Here is a 16,683-nt window from a genome sequence, read left to right as displayed (position 1 = left end):
ACTTTAATGGGACATTAAAAGAAAGCATCAAGTTCGCCCGGTGTTGCACCCGGGAGACACACATGCAGACGGGAAGATTGGCAGCCATGGAACCAGGCCGTAGCGATATCGACGCCATGATCCGTGAGGAAAAGCGGCTCACTGCTGTTGAAAGCCATAGCGAGGCTTGGGCAGACGGCATTTCTGCTGGCATCGAGCCGGAAATCATGGCCGAAACCGCCTTGGCGACCGCGCTCGAGGAACTGCTGCGCGTATCCGGCGATGGTGCCGCGCTCGCCCTTCTGGAGCGCATGCGCGAGCGTGTCGAAGCCGGCGAGTTCAACGCCAACCAGTCCCGCCATTAGTCCTCAATTAAGTCCCGACAGCGTTCTATCCGCCTGCCCATAAGGCTGGAATCGATTCGCATGGAAGGAACCTGATGATGCGTGCACAACGCTTGCTCCCAACGCTGGGGCTCGTCTTCGGCGGTGCCCTTCTGTCATCGACTGCCCTGGTTTGCGTCAGCGTTCCGGCCTTTGCGCTGAGCGAATTGCCTAACGCCGCTCCTTTGGAGGAGCCCGCAGCCGAATCGCCCTCCATCCAGCGCGCACCCCTGCCTCTGCCGAATGCCGACGAGGGCGACACCATCGCGCCGGATACGCAGCCGGAACAAGGCACACCCGAGCTTGGTGACGACGAGCCGCAGATCTCGCCATCCGCCGCTCACCCCCGCGCCGATCCCGACAGCCCGCCGCCGGAAATCCTTTATGATCTGCAGCGCCTGCCCGAGCCGGTGAAGCGCATGCATCAGCTGATCGTTGAAGCCTGCAAGAGCGGCGATCTGGAAAAGCTGCGACCGTTGATCGGCACCGGTGATTCGCAAACGCAGCTGACGCTCGGCGAAATCGATGGGGATCCGATCGACTTCATCCGCCAGCTTGCCGGTGACGATCAGGGTCAGGAGATCCTCGCGATCCTCGAAGAGATCCTGGAAGCCGGATATGTCCATCTGGATGCCGGAACGCCCGAAGAGCTCTATGTCTGGCCCTACTTCTTCGCTCTGCCGCTGGACAAGCTGACGCCGCCGCAGCGCGTCGAACTTTTCCGGATCGTGACGGCCGGCGACTTCGAGGAGATGAAGAGCATTGGCGCCTACATCTTCTACCGCGTCGCTATCACGCCAGAGGGCCGCTGGTCCTTCTTCGTCGCCGGCGAATAAGGACCCTCGCCCGAAAGCGCTCCCTCAGGCGGGGAGCGCGTCCTGGAACAGAACCGGCTGTCCGGTTGATGGCGTAACGATCTCGCCTTCCCACATCACACGCGTTCCGCGCACGAAGGTGCCGACCGGCCAGCCCGTGACCTGCTTGCCGTCATAGGGCGTCCAACCCGCCTTCGATCCGGCCTGCGCATGGGTGATCGTCTCCGTGCGCTTCATGTCGACCACCGTGAAGTCGGCGTCATAGCCCACCGCAATGCGTCCCTTGCGCGACATGCCGAAGATGCGATTCGGACCGTGGCTCGAAAGATCCACGAACCGCTGCAGCGTCAGGCGACCGGCATTGACGTGGTCGAGCATGATCGGCACCAGCGTCTGCACCCCCGTCATACCCGAAGGCGATGCCGGATACGGCTTGGCCTTTTCTTCCAGCGTGTGCGGAGCGTGATCGGAACCGAGCACATCGACGATGCCCTGGCTGATCCCGTGCCAGATCCCGTCACGATGTTCGGCATCACGGACCGGAGGGTTCATCTGGATCAGCGTGCCGAGACGGGCGTAATCGTCCGACGTCAGCGTCAGGTGATGCGGCGTCGCTTCACATGTCGCAACGTCCTTGTTTTGTGCCAGGAATGGGATCTCTTCGCGCGTTGAAATATGCAAAACGTGGATTTTTGCCCGTGCCTTTCGGGCAATTGACACCAGCCGTTCGGTGCATTGAAGCGCTGCAACCGCGTCGCGCCACACCGGATGAGAGGCCGGATCGCCCTCCACCCGCTCGCCCAACCGCTCCCGCAACCGGAACTCGTCCTCCGAATGGAAGGCTGACCTGCGGCGCGTATTCTTCAGGATTTCATAGACGCCCTGGTCGTCTTCAACCAGCAGATCGCCGGTGGAAGACCCCATGAACACCTTGATTCCCGCGGCTCCCGGCAGCCTTTCCAGCTCGGCCACATCCCCCGCATCGTCCCGCGTCCCGCCAACCCAGAAGGCGAAATCACAGTGCATGCGATTGGTCGCGCGCTTGATCTTGTCGGCAAGAGCGGCCTCGCTGGTGGTCAGCGGATTGGTGTTCGGCATCTCGAAAACCGCCGTAACGCCGCCCAGAACCGCTGCCCGCGATCCCGTTTCGAGATCTTCCTTGTACTCCATACCGGGCTCGCGAAAGTGAACCTGGCTGTCGACCACGCCCGGCAGGATGTGCAAACCCTTGCAATCCAGCCGTTCGCCGGCGTCAGCACGCGAGAGATCGCCGATGAAAGCAATGCGCCCGCCATTGACGCCAATGTCTCTGACGGCCTCGCCATCATGGTTCACCACCGTGGCGCCTGCCAAGATCAGATCGTAGCTCGCGGTCATCGCAACTTGTCCCTGTTGTCGGCCGGGCTTACGTAATGGGCAGCCTTGTGACAAGTAAAGACCATGCCCCTCATCACCCTTCCCGACCGCACCTGCATCCTCGTCACCGGCCCCGAGGCTGAGGACTTCCTGCAGAATATCCTCACGCTCGACCTTCAAACGGTCGGAACTGACGACGCGCGACCCGGCGCCTTGCTGACGCCGCAGGGCAAGATCCTGTTCGACTTCCTCATTTCGCGTGTGGATGGCGGCTTCTGTCTCGAATGCAGGAGCGACATCGCCGCTGATTTTGCGCGGCGCTTGATGATGTATCGGCTGCGAGCCAGGGCCGAGATTGCCCTGCAAGATGAATGTGTTGTGCAGGTTTCATGGAATGAAGAGTCCGCCTCTTCACCCGAAGATTCAGCCGTTCTCGATCGGCGCTTCCCCGAAGGCACCGTGCATCGCGTCTATGATGCCGACCGCACGACGTCCGCCACTCGTGAGGACTGGACTGCCTATCGCGTCGCCCATGGCGTCGCCGAGAGCGGATCGGACTACGAGCTGTCGGACGCTTTCCCGCATGATGTGCTGCTCGACCAGAACGGCGGCGTCGGCTTCAAGAAGGGCTGTTACGTCGGACAGGAGGTCGTCTCCCGCATGCAGCACCGCGGCACCGCCCGCCGCCGTGTATTGATCGCGGACTCCGAAGCGTCCCTACCCGCATCCGGCACCCCCATCACGGCAGATGGCCGCCCCATCGGTACAATGGGTTCCTCCTCCGGTGGCCGTGGTCTGGCGTTGGTACGGATCGACAAGGTGAAAAACGCCGTCGACCGCGATGTTCCGGTGCTCGCAGGCGAAACCAGCATCACGCTGTCCATTCCGGCTTGGGCGAGGTTCGACTTTCCCCAATCGCCTTCGTCGGAAGACTGATGCCGAGGGGAGTCGCGTCGCAGCCGCGCGCTTGGCAGCGCATGTTGTCGGGGCGCCGCCTGGATCTGCTGGATCCGTCACCTCTCGACATAGAGATCAGCGATATTGCGCACGGACTCGCCCGTGTTGCACGCTGGAATGGCCAAACCGTAGGCGATCATGCCTTCTCCGTCGCGCAGCATTCGCTGCTGGTCGAAGGCATCGTGTCCGCACTCCAGCCTGAAACGCATGACGCGATCCGCCTAGCTGCCCTTCTCCATGACGCGCCAGAATATGTCATCGGCGACATGATTTCGCCCTTCAAGGCTGCGGTCGGCGGGGACTACAAGGCCGTTGAACATCGCCTGCAAACCGCCATTCACCTGCGTTTCGGCTTGTCTCCCCTTCTTCCCGCGCCGATCAAAACCCTTCTGAAACGCGCCGACCAGATCGCCGCATATTTCGAAGCAACGCAGCTGGCCGGCTTCAGTGAAAAGGAAGCCGCCGAGTTCTTCGGCCGCCCGCGCGGTCTATCCGTTGACCACTTCGACCTGACGCCTTTGCCCGCGCTGGCCGTTCAACAAGCCTTTCTCCAACGCTTCTCGGAGATCAGCACCCCCACCCAATCCGCACCCGCGATCAGTTGATGATCGGTGCGGCAGCCCTAAGTGGCCGCCTGAGACGAACGAGACCAGACGTCATGGAAGCTTCCTCTGAAAATCTGATCGCTGCCGCCGGAGATGTCTGGCAGACGCTCACCGCGCTAATCGTCGCCTATGCCTTTTCCGCGCTGGGTGCGATCCTGATCCTGATCATCGGCTGGATCATCGCAGGACTTGCGGAGCGTTGGTCCTATTCTGGCCTCGGCGCCTTCAAGCATATCGACGAGACGATCAAGCGCTTCATCTCGAAGACCCTGCGCTACATGATCCTGGTGCTGGTCGGCATCACGGTTCTCTCCCAATTCGGCGTCCAGACGACGAGCATCATTGCCGCGCTCGGCGCCGCTGGCCTGGCGATCGGCTTGGCTTTGCAAGGAACCCTGCAAAACATCGCCGCCGGTCTCATGCTTCTCTTCCTGCGCCCGTTCCGCGTCGGCGAATATGTCGATGCCGGCGATGTCGCGGGTACGATCAAGGAGATCGGCTTGTTCGCTACCGAGCTCAGAACCTTTGACGGCCTCTACGTCATGGCGCCGAACAGCTCGCTTTGGGGCAAACCAATCAAGAACTTTTCGCGCAACACCACACGCCGTGCCGACATCGCCGTGGGCATCGGTTACAACGACAATGTCGAGCTTGGCCGGTCCTTGCTTCTGGACATGATGAAGCAGGAACCCCGTGTTTTCGATGATCCGGCTCCAATGGTGTTTGTCACCGAGCTCGCCGACAATTCGGTGAACCTTGGGCTTCGTTACTGGTCCCAGAGCTCAGATTATGAGGTTCTCAAGTCCGACATGACCAACCGCGCCAAGTCCGAGCTAGAAGCGCACGGCCTGTCGATCCCCTTCCCGCAGCGCGATGTGCATCACTTCTACGAAGCCGGGCTCCCGCCGCGCGAGGCGGCAGCTGGCTCAGACATCAACTGACGCTGGTGCCCGGCTGAAACGTCTGGTGATAGATGAAGCAAATTGAAGGCTGGCGAACAGCAATTCATTTGATCCTGGTCTGACACGAAGTACTGTCCGCGCGATATCTGCGGAGCACCTTCTTCGATGACCACGGCACCTTCACCTGCTTCGTCGCGTCCTGACGCTCTGCCTTGGCTGATCATCCTTTGCGGCTGTCTGGTTGCAGCCGTGACCTTCGGCCCGCGGTCGGCGATGGGCTTCTATCAATTGCCTCTGCTGGCAGAAAAAGGCTGGGACCGCACCACTTTCAGCCTCGCTATGGCTCTGCAGAACCTTGCCTGGGGTTTTGGCACGCCGATCTTCGGCGCTTTGGCCGATCGCTACGGTACATGGCGCGTTCTTGCCCTGTCAGGCGTCATCTATTGCGCCGGCCTCGTCATGATGGCGACCGCCACATCCCCGGGCATGCTGTATATGGGTGGCGGTGTTCTCGTTGGACTGGGCGTTGCATCCGGTTCCTTCGGCATCGTTCTGGCAGCCTTTGCACGCAACGTGGCGCCGGAACGCCGAAGCTTTGCCTTCGGTCTCGGAACGGCTGCGGGATCCGCCGGCATGTTCCTGTTTGCGCCACTCAGCCAGGGTTTGATCGATGCTTATGGCTGGTATCAGTCACTGTTGATCATGGCCGGCATGATGCTCGTGCTGCCTCTTATCGCCATTCCCCTGCGCGGCAACTCCAAGAGCGGATTGGCCCAGCAAGCGGTTTACGAGCAGACGATGGGTGCTGCGCTGAAAGAAGCGCTGGGCTACCGCTCCTATAACCTGCTGGTTGCCGGCTTCTTCGTGTGCGGCTTCCAGGTGGCTTTCATCACCGCGCATTTTCCTGCCTATATCGCCGATCTCGGCATTGATTCGCGCTACGCCGTTCTGGCTCTGGCGCTGATCGGCTTCTTCAACATTATCGGCTCGCTGAGCGCCGGCGTCCTGGCACAGCGCTATTCCAAGCCACACTTTCTGGCCTGGATCTATCTTGGCCGTTCGGTTCTGGTGACGGCTTTCCTGCTTCTGCCGCAAACGCCTGCATCGGTGATAGTCTTTGCCGTTCTGATGGGATTGCTCTGGCTATCGACCGTCCCGCCCACGAATGGGTTGGTGGCGATCATGTTCGGCACGCGCCATCTCGGCCTGCTCGGCGGCATTGCCTTCTTCTCGCATCAGATCGGCTCGTTTCTCGGCGTATGGCTCGGCGGCTACCTCTACGACCATTTCGGCAGCTATGATCCAGTTTGGTGGCTTGGTGTCGTGCTCGGACTGTGTGCAGCCCTGGTGCATCTGCCGATACAGGAGAAACCCGTGGAGCGGCCGGCAGCGCTGTCCGCAGCCGAGTAGTCAGCCGGCAGGCGCAGCCGGCGATTGGCTGGTCAGCGCCTTCAACAAGGCAGCCAGAAAGCTCGCGCGTGATTGCGGCGCACTGATTCCACGCGGCTCATAAACGTGACGTGCCAGGAAATAGCCGCTCAAGCGAAAGGCGGCGCTGATTGCCTCACCGTCGCCGCCGATCTCGGCCCCGCTCTTGAGAAACGACGGCAGCGGCAGAAGCTTGTCGGCCCATGGCGCGCCGGCTTCTGCCGAAACCGCGCGACCGGTCTTGGGCGACACATAGATCAGGTTGTCACGTGTTCCGGTCGCCGCACATTGCAGGAGATCAAGACCGAAGCCGAGTTCGTCCAGAACCATGATCTCGAAGCGCGCAACCAGCGCCCCGGCGACCGTCGCATCATCGAGATGCGCGATGATCAGCCCGAGCGTCTCGTACAAACGGATGTGAGGGTCGCGCTCCGGCAGGAGCCGCAGATGCGCAGCCAGCGTTTGCAGACCATGAACGGCGGTGGCACTTTCCAGCAGGCGCGCTGCATTCTGTTCGATCGGCTCCGCCTGGAAGGTGCCAAGCTGCTCGTCCAGCCGTGCGCGCCATGAAAGATCGACACGATTGCCGGGCTGGAGGAACGGCCGCATCTTTCGCGAGCGCCCGCCTCGGACCATGCCGAGGTGGCGACCTCGGCCGCGCGTCATGACTTCAAGAATGACGCTTGTTTCGCCGTGCTTGCGGGTTGCGAGGATGATGCCTTCGTCGCGCCACTCCATGGCGAATACGTGAGTTCCCTATGAGGGGAACTCGAGCCCCATCTCGCGGTAACGCTCTGGATCGTCGCCCCAGTTCTCGCGAACCTTCACGAACAGGAAGAGGTGCACGGGCTGTTCCAGCATCTCGCCGATCTCGCGCCGTGCAGCCTGGCCGATCGAGCGGATCGTTTCGCCCTTGTGGCCGAGGACGATCTTCTTCTGGCTGTCGCGCTCGACATAGATGACCTGCTCGATGCGCACCGAGCCGTCCTTCTTTTCCTCCCACTTCTCCGTTTCGATCGTGGAGGAATAAGGCAGTTCCTGATGCAGGCGCAGGTAAAGCTTCTCGCGCGTCACTTCGGCGGCGAGCTGGCGCATCGGAAGGTCCGAGATCTGGTCTTCCGGATAATACCATGGACCCGCCGGCAGCGTTTCGGCGAGATAGTTCAGAAAATCCTTGCAGCCGGATCCCGTCAGCGCCGAGATCATGAAGGTGCGGGTGAAGGCGACCTTCTCGTTGGCTTCCGACGTCAGCTTCAGAAGCGCTTCCGGATTAACGCGGTCGACCTTGTTCAGAAGCAGGATCTTTGGCTGCTGAACGTCGGCAAGGCTTTCCAAGATGGCCTGTGCATCGCCGCGGATGCCGCGTTCGGCATCGATCAGCAGCACGATCAGATCGGCGTCCTTGGCGCCCCGCCAGGCAGTGGTGACCATCGCCGTATCGAGACGACGGCGCGGGCGGAAGATGCCCGGCGTGTCCACGAACACGATTTGTGCCTTGTCCTGCGTGACCACACCGCGCACCATGGCACGCGTCGTTTGCACCTTGTGGGTGACGATCGACACCTTGGAGCCGACGAGCTGGTTGAGCAGCGTCGACTTGCCGGCATTCGGCGCACCGATCAGCGCCACGAAACCGGAGCGCGTATCGGGCGTCGTCGCGGTCTCAGCGGAGCCGCCGGCCATATCTTCAGTTTCGTTCATCTGGTGTTTCCTTGTCGTCCGACCAGACACCTTCACGGATCAGAACAGCGCGGGCGGCCGCCTGTTCCGCTTCACGCTTGGAGCGGCCGGTTCCTTGTTCTTCTGCGACACCTTGAATGAGCACCTTCACCACGAAAGTGGGATCATGATCCGGTCCTGTCCGGTTCGCAACGCTATAGCTCGGTGTCACGGCGCATGTCTGATGCGCCCATTCCTGCAATTCCGTTTTCGCATCGCGGCGCGCTGATTGCGCCTTCGTTGCATGCTCTTTCCAGAAGGTACGGATAAAGGTCCGCGCCGGCTCGAAGCCACCATCCAGGTAGATCGCCGCGATCAGCGCTTCCATGACGTCGGAGCGCATGTTGACGCGCTTGCGACCGCCCACCCCCCTGATCTCTCGGCCGGCCTTGATCCAGTCGGACAAACCGATGTCCTCGGCGATCGCAGCAAGGGTTTCGGCGTTGACCAGTGCGTTGAGGCGCACCGACATCTCGCCTTCATTTGATGTCGGATAATCCTGATAAAGCCAGTCGGCCACCACGAGGCCAAGCACACGGTCGCCGAGGAACTCGAGCCGCTGGTAATCCGTACCACCGGCTGGTCGGGCGCTGGCATGCGTCAAGGCTCCGTCCAGCCTCGCCGGATCGTTGAACGTGTAGCCGATCCGTTCTTCCAGTTCCCTGCTCGATGGCTCCGCTTGCTTTCGACGCGCCATGTTTAGCGAACAAAGTTGAGGAGGCGTGAAGCGCGCAGATCGCTCGGCCACTTCCAGATTTCCAGCGGGCTGGCGCCATCGGCTATCGAGAAGAAGATGATGTTGGCGCGGCCAACAAGATTTTCTTCCGGCACATAGCCGACCGTGAAGCGGCTATCGGTGGAGTTGTCGCGATTGTCGCCCATCATGAAGTAGTGGGCCGACGGCACCACGAACTCGCGCGTGTCATCGCCAACGGCGTTCGGCGACAGATCGAGCGTGTTGTAGGACACACCGTTCGGCAGTGTCTCGCGGTAAACGTCGACTGGTCGATTTTCTTCGGTGATGTCGGGATTGTCGATCTGGCCCACCAGCTCGCGCGGCACGGCCTCGTCATTGATATACAGCACGCCGCGACGAACCTGGATGCGATCGCCTGGCAGGCCAATCACACGCTTGATGTAATCCAGCGACGGATTGGGTGGATATTTGAAGACGACGACATCGCCGCGTTCCGGCTGCGAGCCCCAGATTCGGCCCTCGAACAGATCGGGGCTGAAGGGTAGCGAGTGCTTGGAATAGCCGTAAGCCCACTTCGTCACGAAGAGATAATCGCCCTCCAGAAGCGTCGGCCGCATGGAGCCCGAGGGGATCGAAAAGGGCTGGAAAAACAACGTCCGGATAATGAGAGCGAGGATCAGTGCCTGGGCGATTACGTTGATCGTTTCGCCAAAGCCGCCGCTTTTCTTGTCAGTCTTGTCTGCCACGCTCAATCCGTCTCCGGTCCGGCGCTCGAGGAGGAGCGCCGCAGGTCATTCTGCCATCTCTTATCCGCTAGAGTGTTCGCGGGCAATGCAGGCGGCAAAGCGGCGTTAACGACGCCTATTCCGGCAAAGCTTCTATGATCACGAAGGCTTGTGCCAATGGATAATCGTCGGTGATGGTGAGATGCACGACCGCGCGATGCCTTGCCGGCATCATCTGCGTCAAACGATCCGCCGCGCCGCCCGTCAGATGCATGGTCGGCTTACCGCCCGGCAGGTTCACGACCCCCATGTCGCGCCAGAAAACGCCCTGCGAAAGGCCGGTTCCAAGCGCCTTGGAACAGGCCTCCTTGGCGGCGAAGCGCTTGGCGTAAGACGCTGCGCGCTCCTTGCGCCGGTCCGACTTCGCCTGCTCGACCTCGGTAAACACCCGCGCACGAAAACGCTCTCCGTGCCGATCGAGCGTTTTCTCGATCCGCCTGATGTCGATGAGGTCGCTGCCGATGCCGATAATCATGTCAGCGATCAGGCGGGCGCTTTGGTGTATCGGCTGCCAGGTTTAACCGGCGGGATCTTGGCGAGATCTTCAGGCATCAGGTCAGGCGGATAGGCCGGCACCTCATACTGCGCCAGCGAAATGAGCGGAACGCCGACATCCGACTTGCCTGCTGAACGATCGATGATGCAGGCGGCGCCCAAGACGTTAGCGCCGACATTCGTCATCGCCACCACCGTTTCGCGAATCGACAGACCGGTGGTGACGATGTCTTCCACAATCACGATACGCGCGCCTTCCGGAATGTCGAAGCGCTTCAACCGGAACTCACCATTCTCGCGCTCGACCCAGATGGACGGTACGCCAAGATGGCGTGACGTCTCATAGGAGGGAATAAGACCGCCGATGGCAGGGCCGACGACATAATCGATCCCGTCTGGGAACTGCTCCCGGATCTTTTCGGCCAAGGCGCGGCAGAGCTTTTCCGTTTTGTCCGCATGCATGAAGACACGCGCCTTCTGCAGGAAAATCGGGCTGCGCAAGCCGGAGGTCAGAATGAAATGACCTTCCAGGATGGCACCGGCCTCGCGGAAAACTTCTATAACTTCATCCGTGTCCATGGAGTCTTTCCAATCCGCATGATCAGCCATTGACGCGGCGTGCGTCACTAACGCTGGACGTATCCTTCAGTTGCGACAGCAACCGGCTCAAATGCTTTAAGTCCCACACTTCCAGATCGATCAGCATTTCCGTGAAATCGGGTGCAGTGCTGAGCATGGACAGGTTGTGGATGTTGGCATCGTTCGCGGCAATCGTGCCGGCAATTTCAGCCAGTGAACCCGGCGCATTGATCAGCGTCACCGCAATCCTTGCAGGGAAACGTTCCGACGTCGCCTCGTCGATGTCCCAGCGCACATCGATCCAGCGTTCGGGATGATCGTCGAAGGCGGTCAAGGACGGCGACTGGATCGGATAGATCGTAATGCCCTGCCCCGGCTCGAAAATTCCGACGATACGGTCACCAGGCACCGCGCCTTCCGGTGCGAACTTCACGGGCAGATCGCCCTGAACGCCTCGGATGGGCAAGGCACCTTCGCTTCTCGTCTTGCGCGACGAGGACGAAGACGAAGAGCGGCTTGGCACCTGAAACAGCATGCCCGCTGCATTACGCAGATTGAACCAACCTTCTTCGCGCTGACGGGGCACCGGCGACACGCGCTCGTCCTTGTAATCGGGAAACAGCGCCTTGATGACATATTGCGATGGCAACTCGCCGCGACCGACAGCCGCCAACACGTCATCGATCTCTTTGTGCCCAAGACGATGCAGGACAGGCTTCAGCGTGTCCTTGGAGAAGGTCTTGCCGCTGCGCTCAAAAGCGCGCTCGAGAATGCGGATGCCCAGACCGGAATACTGTTTGCGGATCGCGTTCTTGGTCGCGCGCCGGATAGCGGCGCGTGCCTTGCCGGTCACCACCATCGATTCCCAGGCGGCGGGTGGGACCTGCGCCTTTGAACGGATGATCTCGACCTCGTCGCCGTTCTTCAACTCGGTCATCAGCGGCATGACGTGGCCGTTGACCTTCACGCCGACGCAGGTGTCGCCGACATCCGTATGCACGGCGTAGGCAAAGTCGATCGGCGTGGCGCCACGTGGCAGCGCGATCAGCTTGCCCTTTGGCGTGAAGCAGAAGACCTGGTCCTGGAAAAGCTCCAGCTTGGTGTTTTCGAGAAAGTCTTCCGGACTGTCGCCTTCGGCCAGCGCCTCGATCGTGCGTCGCAGCCAGGCATAGGCATTGGTGTCCTTGGACACACCATGGCCAGCAGGCGCCTTGGTCATGCCGTCCTTATAGAGCGCATGAGCGGCCACGCCATATTCGGCGATCTTGTTCATTTCATCGGTGCGGATCTGCAGCTCGATACGCTGCTTGGCTGGGCCGACAATGGTGGTGTGGATCGAGCTGTAATCGTTCTGCTTTGGCGTAGAGATGTAATCCTTGAAACGACCGGGGACCATCGACCAGGTCGTGTGGATCAGGCCAAGAACGCGGTAGCAGTCTTCCACGCTATTCACGAGAACGCGGAAGCCGAAGATGTCGGACAGCTGCTCGAACGACAGCGCCTTTGTTTCCATCTTGCGGAACACCGACCACGCTCGTTTCTGCCGGCTCTTAACGCTCGCCTTGATGCCAAAGCGGGCGAACAGCTCGGAAAGGAGCGTTTCAATATCGGTGAGCGTCGTCTTGTTGCGCTCAAAGATATCGGCCAACCGCTTGGTGACGGTGTCAAAGGCTTCCGGATTGATGTGGCGGAACGCGAGCTCTTCGAGCTCTTCACGCACGCCCTGCATACCCATGCGACCAGCCAGCGGCGCGTAGATATCCATGGTTTCTTCCGCTATCCGCAGGCGCTTTTCCGGCGCCATGTGATCCAGCGTGCGCATGTTGTGCATGCGGTCGGCAAGTTTCACGAGAAGGACACGCACATCCTGGGCGATCGCCAGAAGGAGCTTGCGAAGGTTCTCCGCCTGCTCCGCCTTCTTGGAAACCAGGTCGAGCCTCTTGAGCTTGGTCAGCCCTTCCACAAGGACGCCGAGATCCTGCCCGAACAGCGCGTCGATCTCCTGGCGCGTGGCGGTCGTGTCCTCGATCGTGTCATGCAGCAAGGCGACCGCAATCGTCGCCTCATCCATATGCATGTCGGTCAGAATCGCAGCGACTTCGAGCGGATGCGAGAAGTAGGGATCGCCGGAAGCGCGCTTCTGGTGGCCATGCTTCTGCATGGCATAGACATAGGCCTTGTTGAGCAGCGCTTCATTGACGTCAGGCTTGTAGCGCTGCACGCGCTCGACAAGCTCATACTGACGCATCATGGGCGGAAGCTCCAAAGCAGAACAAGAAAAGGGGTACCGCCGCCGAACCGCGCCGATACCCCTTAGGTAGCATCAAATCGCCTGCATGACAGATGCGGCGATTGATCCAGGCAATCAGAAGTCGTCGCTTTTTTCCGGAGCCACGAGCCCCTCGATGCCGGCGATCAGGTCTTCTTCCGTCATGCGGTCGAAAGTGACGTTCTCTTCTTCGACATCGTCAGCCGGCGCGCTGGCAGTGGCATCGACGTGACCGGCATCCGCTTCCGGCTCATCGACTTCCACATGCTTCTGCAGCGAATGAATCAGATCTTCCTTGAGATCGCCCGGCGAGAGCTTCTCGTCGGCGATTTCACGAAGGGCAACGACTGGGTTCTTGTCGTTGTCACGATCAACGGTGATGGGTGCACCCTGGGAGATGAGGCGGGCGCGGTGACCGGCAAGCAGAACCAGCTCGAAGCGGTTGTTCACCTTGTCGATGCAGTCTTCAACGGTTACGCGGGCCATGAATGCCCCTTTCATATCACTGGGATGTCGGAATTGACGGCGTGTTTAGCCGGAAAAGGCGGAAAAAACAAGGCGGAGTGCGCTCTTCCAATCCGACGCATTTTGGCAGAAATGTGGTTGAAGCTATAAAGACGTGCAACGCTTTTTGCCCCCACCAGTTTCTTCATAATGTTTCGACTTTGAATTTTCGTAGAAGGAATTTCCCGATGTTCGACCCGCGCGAAAAGATTGCCTTGTTCATCGACGGAGCCAACCTCTACGCCACGTCGCGCTCGCTTGGCTTCGACATCGATTATCGCAAGCTGCTCGCGAACTTTCAGAAGCGCGGCTACCTCCTGCGTGCCTATTACTACACCGCGCTTGTTGAGGATCAGGAATACTCCTCCATCCGCCCGCTGATCGACTGGCTCGATTACAACGGATATCGTGTCGTGACGAAGCCGGCCAAGGAGTTCACCGACGCCACCGGACGCCGCAAGGTCAAAGGCAATATGGATATCGAGCTCGCGATCGATGCGCTGGAGCTCGCCGACGTCGTCGATCATTACGTGATCTTTTCCGGCGATGGCGACTTCCGTTCGCTGGTGGAAGCGTTGCAGCGTCGCGGCCGCAAGGTCAGCGTCGTGTCCACCATGTCGTCGCAGCCACCTATGATTTCCGACGAGCTGCGCCGCCAGGCCGATTTTTTCATCGACCTGCAGAGCTTGCGTGCCGAAGTCGGCCGCGATCCTTCCGAACGGCCGGTGCGCCGTCCCGAGCCCACTGAGCTTGAACCGGAAAACGATCTTGTCTGATGTTGTTCTGCAGCCGGAGCCCTCGCCCGATTGCAATTTCTGCCCTCGCCTGCACGACTTCATTGCCGGCTGGCGCGCGCGCGAACCTGACTGGTTCAACGCACCTGTGCCGCCATTCTTGCCGGCTGGGGGTATTGCATCTGCCAAGCTGCTGATCGTCGGACTGGCGCCCGGTGTACGGGGCGCCAATCGTACCGGTCGCCCGTTCACTGGCGATTATGCAGGCGATCTGCTTTACAGCACGCTCCTGAGATTCGGCTTCGCATCCGGCCAGTTTGAAGCCCGACCGGATGACAGTCTGCAGCTGGTGGACACCGCGATTGTCAATTCGGTCCGCTGCGTGCCGCCGGAAAACAAGCCGACGCCGGAAGAAATCCGAACCTGTCGCCAGTTTCTGACGCCGCTCTTCGATCAGCCGGATGCCTTGCAAGTCGTCGTGACGCTGGGCTCGATCGCGCACCAATCGACGGTTCGCGCCTACGGGTTGAAGATCAAGGATTACCCGTTCAAGCACGCCCTGCCGGCTGATGTGCCGGGTGGGCCGACGATCATTTCGAGCTATCATTGTTCGCGCTACAACACGAATACGGGCGTGCTGACCACACCCATGTTCCACAATGTGTTCAGGCTTGCGCGCAGCGTGATCGATTCGGCTGGTTCACCTACTGGGCCGGCATAGCCGGTTCGGTGTATTCCAGCCTTAGCGGCAGGCGGTAAGTTGCTTCCGCTGCATAGCCGTCAAGTGGAATCGGTGGCAGATCGCCGAGCGCTGCGAGGATTGCTCGTTGAGCATCCTGCGACAAAATGGAGTGTACGATCTTCGGATTGTCGACCCTGCCATCGGGATCAAGCTGAAACTCTACAGTCACATTGCTCGGTGAGGCTTCGCGGGCCACCGCCACCACGCGCGCATCACCCCGCACCGTCATCAGGTGCTGGTGCAGGCGTTGCGCGAAATGGGCAGCCGGCTCGGCGGCATGCGCCGGCAGCATCGTGCCGGCCATGAACATCAAGCCGAGCAGGAACCGCTTCATCAGCCACGATCCCGCAGAAGCCGAGCCTTTTCCCGGCCCCAGTCGCGCTGCTTCGATGCTTCGCGCTTGTCGTGCAGCTTGCGGCCGCGAGCGACCGCGAGCTGCAGCTTGGCGCGGCCACGATCGTTGAAATAGATCTTCAACGGCACGAGCGTCATGCCCTCGCGCTCGATGCTTTGCGACAGGCGCGCCATTTCCCGCTTGTTCAACAAGAGCTTGCGGCGCCGGCGAGGCTCATGGTTGAAGCGATTCGCCTGCAAATATTCCGGCAGATAGGAATTGATCAGCCAGATCTCGCCGCCTTCGACCGACGCGTAGGATTCGCCGATCGTGGCGTGACCTTCACGCAGCGACTTGACCTCCGTCCCCGTCAAAACGAGGCCGGCCTCCAGCGTGTCGAGAACCTCATAGGAAAAACGCGCCTTGCGGTTCTCAGCTGCAATCTTGTTGTTGGGATCGTGCTTCTTCTGGCTCATGGCGGCTTAGATAGGGCTCAACTAGCCTCAGTTCATCAGTCCGGCATGCTTCAAAGCAGCGTCAATCTTCTCAGCCGTGCTGTTTTCGATCGGCACCAGCGGGGAACGCACGACATTCTCGATCTTGCCGAGGCGCGACAGAGCGTATTTCGTGCCCGATACACCGGGTTCGATGAAGATCGCCTTGTGCAGCGGCATCAAGAGGTCCTGCAATTCGCGGGCGCGTTCCATGTCGTTGGCGCGGCAGGCTTCCTGGAATTCCGAGCAGAGCCGCGGCGCGACATTGGATGTCACCGAAATGGCGCCCACGCCGCCATGCGCATTGAAGCCGAGCGCCGAAGCATCCTCGCCCGACAGCTGGATGAAATCCTTGCCGCAGGTGATGCGCTGTTCCGAAACGCGCTCGATCTTGCCGGTCGCATCCTTCACGCCGACGATGTTCTTGAAGTCGTGCGCCAGCTGCCCCATCGTTTCCGGCGTCATGTCGACGACTGAACGACCCGGAATGTTGTAGATCAGGATCGGCAGCGACGTGGCTTCCGCAACAGCCTTGAAGTGCGCATAGAGACCGCGCTGCGGAGGCTTGTTGTAATAAGGTGTAACAACCAGCACAGCATCGGCGCCGACGCTTTCTGCAAACTGAGCCAGTTCGACAGCTTCACGGGTGTTGTTTGAACCGGCACCCGCAATCACCGGCACCTTGCCCTTGGCAACGCCAACGCAGGCCTTGACGACCTGGCGATGTTCCTCATGCGACAAGGTCGGCGTCTCGCCGGTAGTTCCAACGGGCACAACACCATGCGTGCCCTCGGCGATCTGCCAGGCCACGAAATCGTGAAAGGCTTTCTCGTCGAAGCGACCATCCTGAGTAAACGGGGTCACGAGCGCCGTAATCGAGCCTCTCAACATCATTCCAGCTCCAAG

At 60.4% G+C, this 16,683-nt stretch carries 20 protein-coding genes; 8 read left to right on the top strand and 12 right to left on the bottom strand.

Annotated features, from left to right (window positions below):
- Positions 1 to 86 precede the first annotated feature (86 nt).
- Both JYU29_RS04535 and JYU29_RS04530 read left to right on the top strand, forming a co-directional pair.
- The gene (locus JYU29_RS04535; RefSeq protein WP_213984264.1) at positions 87 to 344 is read left to right on the top strand and encodes a hypothetical protein; all 258 of its coding nucleotides are present in this window, start codon (positions 87 to 89) and stop codon (positions 342 to 344) included.
- A 74-nt stretch (positions 345 to 418) separates the two neighbouring features.
- Entirely contained in the window at positions 419 to 1,198 is a 780-nt protein-coding gene (locus JYU29_RS04530; protein WP_250157179.1) for an alanine and proline-rich secreted protein Apa, read from the top strand.
- Between the two features lie 24 nt (positions 1,199 to 1,222).
- Here the strand turns inward: JYU29_RS04530 and JYU29_RS04525 are convergent, their stop codons facing one another.
- Positions 1,223 to 2,554 carry a dihydroorotase gene (locus tag JYU29_RS04525; RefSeq protein ID WP_213983537.1) on the bottom strand — a complete coding sequence of 444 codons (1,332 nt, stop codon included), beginning with the start codon at positions 2,552 to 2,554 and terminating at the stop codon, positions 1,223 to 1,225.
- A gap of 63 nt (positions 2,555 to 2,617) precedes the next feature.
- Here JYU29_RS04525 and ygfZ point away from each other — a divergent pair, with 63 nt between their 5' ends.
- The 4 genes from ygfZ (at position 2,618) to JYU29_RS04505 (ending at position 6,407) form a co-directional block, all read left to right on the top strand.
- Positions 2,618 to 3,469, top strand: coding sequence for a CAF17-like 4Fe-4S cluster assembly/insertion protein YgfZ (ygfZ, locus tag JYU29_RS04520; protein WP_213983536.1), 852 nt, complete (start codon positions 2,618 to 2,620; stop codon positions 3,467 to 3,469).
- Positions 3,469 to 4,095 carry a YfbR-like 5'-deoxynucleotidase gene (locus tag JYU29_RS04515; protein WP_213983535.1) on the top strand — a complete coding sequence of 209 codons (627 nt, stop codon included), beginning with the start codon at positions 3,469 to 3,471 and terminating at the stop codon, positions 4,093 to 4,095. Before ygfZ ends, JYU29_RS04515 begins: the two co-directional genes overlap by 1 nt.
- Before the next feature lie 53 nt (positions 4,096 to 4,148).
- Positions 4,149 to 5,036, top strand: a complete 888-nt coding sequence (locus JYU29_RS04510; protein WP_213983534.1) for a mechanosensitive ion channel family protein — start codon at positions 4,149 to 4,151, stop codon at positions 5,034 to 5,036.
- Positions 5,037 to 5,162: 126 nt separating this feature from the next.
- Positions 5,163 to 6,407 (top strand): MFS transporter, encoded by a 1,245-nt coding sequence (locus tag JYU29_RS04505; protein ID WP_213983533.1) that lies wholly within the window; start codon positions 5,163 to 5,165, stop codon positions 6,405 to 6,407.
- Here JYU29_RS04505 and recO read toward each other — a convergent pair whose 3' ends face one another.
- The 8 genes from recO to rpoZ form a co-directional block, all read right to left on the bottom strand.
- Positions 6,408 to 7,163: a DNA repair protein RecO gene (recO, locus tag JYU29_RS04500; protein ID WP_213983532.1), complete on the bottom strand. Its 756-nt coding sequence runs from the start codon at positions 7,161 to 7,163 to the stop codon at positions 6,408 to 6,410.
- An 18-nt stretch (positions 7,164 to 7,181) separates the two neighbouring features.
- Positions 7,182 to 8,126 (bottom strand): GTPase Era, encoded by a 945-nt coding sequence (gene era, locus JYU29_RS04495; RefSeq protein ID WP_213983531.1) that lies wholly within the window; start codon positions 8,124 to 8,126, stop codon positions 7,182 to 7,184.
- Positions 8,113 to 8,841, bottom strand: a complete 729-nt coding sequence (rnc, locus tag JYU29_RS04490) for a ribonuclease III (protein ID WP_213983530.1) — start codon at positions 8,839 to 8,841, stop codon at positions 8,113 to 8,115. Before rnc ends, era begins: the two co-directional genes overlap by 14 nt.
- 2 nt (positions 8,842 to 8,843) lie before the next feature.
- Complete coding sequence (gene lepB / locus JYU29_RS04485; RefSeq protein WP_213983529.1) at positions 8,844 to 9,593, bottom strand: signal peptidase I; 750 nt, start codon at positions 9,591 to 9,593, stop codon at positions 8,844 to 8,846.
- Between the two features lie 109 nt (positions 9,594 to 9,702).
- Entirely contained in the window at positions 9,703 to 10,101 is a 399-nt protein-coding gene (gene acpS / locus JYU29_RS04480; RefSeq protein ID WP_213983528.1) for a holo-ACP synthase, read from the bottom strand.
- An 8-nt stretch (positions 10,102 to 10,109) separates the two neighbouring features.
- Positions 10,110 to 10,700 (bottom strand): orotate phosphoribosyltransferase, encoded by a 591-nt coding sequence (pyrE, locus tag JYU29_RS04475; protein WP_213983527.1) that lies wholly within the window; start codon positions 10,698 to 10,700, stop codon positions 10,110 to 10,112.
- A 22-nt stretch (positions 10,701 to 10,722) separates the two neighbouring features.
- On the bottom strand, positions 10,723 to 12,951 hold the full coding sequence (locus JYU29_RS04470; RefSeq protein WP_213983526.1) for a RelA/SpoT family protein: 2,229 nt from the start codon (positions 12,949 to 12,951) through the stop codon (positions 10,723 to 10,725).
- 114 nt (positions 12,952 to 13,065) lie between these two features.
- The gene (rpoZ, locus tag JYU29_RS04465) at positions 13,066 to 13,455 is read right to left on the bottom strand and encodes a DNA-directed RNA polymerase subunit omega (RefSeq protein WP_213983525.1); all 390 of its coding nucleotides are present in this window, start codon (positions 13,453 to 13,455) and stop codon (positions 13,066 to 13,068) included.
- 206 nt (positions 13,456 to 13,661) lie between these two features.
- On the opposite strand from rpoZ, the gene JYU29_RS04460 reads away from it, so the two are divergent.
- Positions 13,662 to 14,249 carry a LabA-like NYN domain-containing protein gene (locus JYU29_RS04460; RefSeq protein ID WP_213983524.1) on the top strand — a complete coding sequence of 196 codons (588 nt, stop codon included), beginning with the start codon at positions 13,662 to 13,664 and terminating at the stop codon, positions 14,247 to 14,249.
- A 7-nt stretch (positions 14,250 to 14,256) separates the two neighbouring features.
- The gene (locus JYU29_RS04455; protein WP_213984262.1) at positions 14,257 to 14,928 is read left to right on the top strand and encodes a uracil-DNA glycosylase; all 672 of its coding nucleotides are present in this window, start codon (positions 14,257 to 14,259) and stop codon (positions 14,926 to 14,928) included.
- Here the strand turns inward: JYU29_RS04455 and JYU29_RS04450 are convergent.
- Genes JYU29_RS04450 through dapA form a run of 3 tightly spaced genes read right to left on the bottom strand, consistent with a single transcriptional unit; the run spans position 14,912 to position 16,668 of the window.
- Complete coding sequence (locus JYU29_RS04450) at positions 14,912 to 15,283, bottom strand: energy transducer TonB (protein WP_213983523.1); 372 nt, start codon at positions 15,281 to 15,283, stop codon at positions 14,912 to 14,914. The genes JYU29_RS04455 and JYU29_RS04450 overlap by 17 nt on opposite strands.
- Positions 15,283 to 15,759, bottom strand: a complete 477-nt coding sequence (gene smpB, locus JYU29_RS04445) for an SsrA-binding protein SmpB (RefSeq protein ID WP_213983522.1) — start codon at positions 15,757 to 15,759, stop codon at positions 15,283 to 15,285. The genes JYU29_RS04450 and smpB overlap by 1 nt, the downstream gene beginning before the upstream one ends.
- Positions 15,760 to 15,786: 27 nt before the next feature.
- Positions 15,787 to 16,668 carry a 4-hydroxy-tetrahydrodipicolinate synthase gene (gene dapA / locus JYU29_RS04440; RefSeq protein WP_213984261.1) on the bottom strand — a complete coding sequence of 294 codons (882 nt, stop codon included), beginning with the start codon at positions 16,666 to 16,668 and terminating at the stop codon, positions 15,787 to 15,789.
- Between the last annotated feature and the right edge of the window lie 15 nt (positions 16,669 to 16,683).

Origin of the sequence: Tianweitania aestuarii (genome assembly GCF_018457165.1) — a bacterium.
GTDB classification, from domain to species: Bacteria; Pseudomonadota; Alphaproteobacteria; order Rhizobiales; family Rhizobiaceae; genus Tianweitania; species Tianweitania aestuarii.
This window is presented reverse-complemented; position numbering and strand designations above follow the sequence as displayed.

What these genes read in the sequence shown, in the direction of transcription:
- JYU29_RS04535 (WP_213984264.1), top strand. Translation starts at nt 87, where the DNA reads ATGGAACCAGGCCGTAGCGATATCGACGCCATGATCCGTGAGGAAAAG.
- JYU29_RS04530 (WP_250157179.1), top strand. Translation starts at nt 419, where the DNA reads ATGATGCGTGCACAACGCTTGCTCCCAACGCTGGGGCTCGTCTTCGGC.
- JYU29_RS04525 (WP_213983537.1), bottom strand. Translation starts at nt 2,554, where the DNA reads ATGACCGCGAGCTACGATCTGATCTTGGCAGGCGCCACGGTGGTGAAC.
- ygfZ (WP_213983536.1), top strand. Translation starts at nt 2,618, where the DNA reads ATGCCCCTCATCACCCTTCCCGACCGCACCTGCATCCTCGTCACCGGC.
- JYU29_RS04515 (WP_213983535.1), top strand. Translation starts at nt 3,469, where the DNA reads ATGCCGAGGGGAGTCGCGTCGCAGCCGCGCGCTTGGCAGCGCATGTTG.
- JYU29_RS04510 (WP_213983534.1), top strand. Translation starts at nt 4,149, where the DNA reads ATGGAAGCTTCCTCTGAAAATCTGATCGCTGCCGCCGGAGATGTCTGG.
- JYU29_RS04505 (WP_213983533.1), top strand. Translation starts at nt 5,163, where the DNA reads ATGACCACGGCACCTTCACCTGCTTCGTCGCGTCCTGACGCTCTGCCT.
- recO (WP_213983532.1), bottom strand. Translation starts at nt 7,163, where the DNA reads ATGGAGTGGCGCGACGAAGGCATCATCCTCGCAACCCGCAAGCACGGC.
- era (WP_213983531.1), bottom strand. Translation starts at nt 8,126, where the DNA reads ATGAACGAAACTGAAGATATGGCCGGCGGCTCCGCTGAGACCGCGACG.
- rnc (WP_213983530.1), bottom strand. Translation starts at nt 8,841, where the DNA reads ATGGCGCGTCGAAAGCAAGCGGAGCCATCGAGCAGGGAACTGGAAGAA.
- acpS (WP_213983528.1), bottom strand. Translation starts at nt 10,101, where the DNA reads ATGATTATCGGCATCGGCAGCGACCTCATCGACATCAGGCGGATCGAG.
- pyrE (WP_213983527.1), bottom strand. Translation starts at nt 10,700, where the DNA reads ATGGACACGGATGAAGTTATAGAAGTTTTCCGCGAGGCCGGTGCCATC.
- JYU29_RS04470 (WP_213983526.1), bottom strand. Translation starts at nt 12,951, where the DNA reads ATGATGCGTCAGTATGAGCTTGTCGAGCGCGTGCAGCGCTACAAGCCT.
- rpoZ (WP_213983525.1), bottom strand. Translation starts at nt 13,455, where the DNA reads ATGGCCCGCGTAACCGTTGAAGACTGCATCGACAAGGTGAACAACCGC.
- JYU29_RS04460 (WP_213983524.1), top strand. Translation starts at nt 13,662, where the DNA reads ATGTTCGACCCGCGCGAAAAGATTGCCTTGTTCATCGACGGAGCCAAC.
- JYU29_RS04450 (WP_213983523.1), bottom strand. Translation starts at nt 15,283, where the DNA reads ATGAAGCGGTTCCTGCTCGGCTTGATGTTCATGGCCGGCACGATGCTG.
- smpB (WP_213983522.1), bottom strand. Translation starts at nt 15,759, where the DNA reads ATGAGCCAGAAGAAGCACGATCCCAACAACAAGATTGCAGCTGAGAAC.
- dapA (WP_213984261.1), bottom strand. Translation starts at nt 16,668, where the DNA reads ATGTTGAGAGGCTCGATTACGGCGCTCGTGACCCCGTTTACTCAGGAT.